General features: G+C 68.2%; 2 protein-coding genes. One reads left to right on the forward strand and one right to left on the reverse strand.

What is annotated here, in order from left to right:
* Positions 1-86: 86 nt before the first annotated feature.
* Positions 87-740, reverse strand: a complete 654-nt coding sequence (locus F787_RS0113985; RefSeq protein ID WP_196801940.1) for a rhodanese-like domain-containing protein — start codon at positions 738-740, stop codon at positions 87-89.
* 171 nt (positions 741-911) lie between these two features.
* Here F787_RS0113985 and F787_RS0113990 point away from each other — a divergent pair.
* A partial coding sequence (locus F787_RS0113990; protein ID WP_028492585.1) for a FimV/HubP family polar landmark protein occupies positions 912-1,888 on the forward strand: 977 nt, incomplete at its 3' end.

Genomic DNA, 1,888 nt, shown 5'->3' on the forward strand with positions numbered 1-1,888 from the left:
GCAAACTCGCCCGCGTCGCCTTCGCCCTCATGAAAAACCAGACCGACTACCGACCCCCGAACCCTTGCACGCAGACATAGAATCTCCTACCGGCCTTCGACGGTCGTCAGGCCCAGGGTGTGCCACATCTGCATGCCGCCGCGGTACCACTTGATCTTGTGGCCCGGGTACCCGAGGTTGGTCAGCGTGCGGATGTTGGTGGGCGACTGGCCGCACCACGGGCCGTTGCAGAACAGCACCAGGGTCTTCGCGTTGGAGAAGTCCAGCAGATCCCAGTGATCCATCACGCTGAACTTGTCGAGCATGATGTCGCGTACGTCCGCGGGCTCGGCGTCGCCGTCGATGTTCAGCTCCTGCCACGGGATGTTGATGGCCCCGGGGATGGTGCCGCGGGCGTAGGAGTCGGGGCCGCGCGAATCGATGATCAGCAGGTCGTCGCGCTCGCCGAGCTGGCCGAGATACTCGAGGAACTCCGCCTCGCCGAGGGTTTCCACGCCACGGCCCAGGTCCATGGGCTGGACGCAGAACGGCGGGCAGGGGCGCGAGGTCTTCGCGAATTCGTTGTCCAGCCGGTTCTCGGTGTCCTGGATGCGCTGGATGGTGACGGTCTCGTCACCGTGCGGGACCTCCAGCGACTGCAGGTCCGGGGTGATGCCGACTTCCAGCGCCGAAGCAGGCCCGGCAAGGCCCAGGGTGAACAGGCCGGCCAGGGCCAGTCCGGGGGCAAAACGTTTCTGCATCTTCTCCTCCAGCATGTTTTTGTTCGCAAGCCGGGATTGTGAGTCAAACGGTGTCGGCTTGCACCCTGCCGGCCGGGGGCTTCAGCACGGCTTGCACGGGCCGTTACCCTCCTCGAGGCCACGCTTCGTGGCCAGCGGATTTCAACAGAGGGTTCAGGTTTGGATCGACGGGTGGAACACAGCCGCAATGGCTCCGGACTGGCGGGCACCGTGCGCGGCCTGACCCTGGCGCTCGGTCTGGTCGCCGCAGGCGTGACGCCCGTGCTGGCCGAATCGCCCGACCGACCGACCCACGAGGTGCAGCGCGGCGACACCCTGTACAGCATCGTGCAGACCTTTGATCTGCCCCCGGGCGTGTCGGTCAACGAAGCCATGCTCGCCTTCCTCGAGGCCAATCCCGAGGCCTTCGCCGAACAGAACGTGAATACGCTCCGGGCCGGGACGGTACTGGAGCGGCCGCCGGAGTCGGCGTTCGCCCGGCGTGACCGGGACAGTGCCCGCGCCGAGGTCCTGCGTCACATTGAGAACTGGGACCCGGGCGCCGTGCGTGTGGAGGACCGCTTCGAAGCGGTGGACGAGGGCCGCGAAGGCATGTCGCGTGCCGCGATCGAAGAACGTCTGGCCTCGCGCGATGCCGAGATCGACGAATTGCGCGAGGCCGTGGAAGAGCTGCGGTTCCTGCTGGAGTCGGAGCGTCTGGATGCGGGGACCGACGCCGCGGCCGAAGAACTGCGCCAGCAGATGGAACAGGACCTGGACACCCTGCGCACCGAGCGTGATCAGCTGCGCGACCGCCTGGTCGAAGTCGAGGAACGGCTGGTCGAGGTGGAAAGCCGGCCGGGCCCCGACGAGGTGCCGCTGAGCGAACAGCTGACCCGACCGCCGGTGCTGGTTGCACTGGGGTCCATGGCGCTGGGCCTCGGCCTGTTCCTGGTGGCCGGCATCATGCTGGGACGCCGTCAGACCGGGGGCGGGGGCAAGTCCGCTTCCGGCGGCAAAAAGGGAAGCGCGCAGGCGAAGTCGGGCGAGGGCCGTTCGGCCCGCGGGGACGAAGCCGAACCGCAAATCCCGGCGGAAGAAGGTGCCGGCGCCGCGGCCGCCGGAGCCGTCAGCGGCGCCGCCGCAGCTGCAGCCGGCTCGGCGGCGGG

The organism is Thioalkalivibrio sp. ALE19, assembly GCF_000428605.1.
Classification (GTDB): Bacteria; Pseudomonadota; Gammaproteobacteria; order Ectothiorhodospirales; family Ectothiorhodospiraceae; genus Thioalkalivibrio.

Coding starts and splice junctions, on each gene's coding strand:
- F787_RS0113985 (WP_196801940.1), bottom strand. CDS start 740: ATGCAGAAACGTTTTGCCCCCGGACTGGCCCTGGCCGGCCTGTTCACC.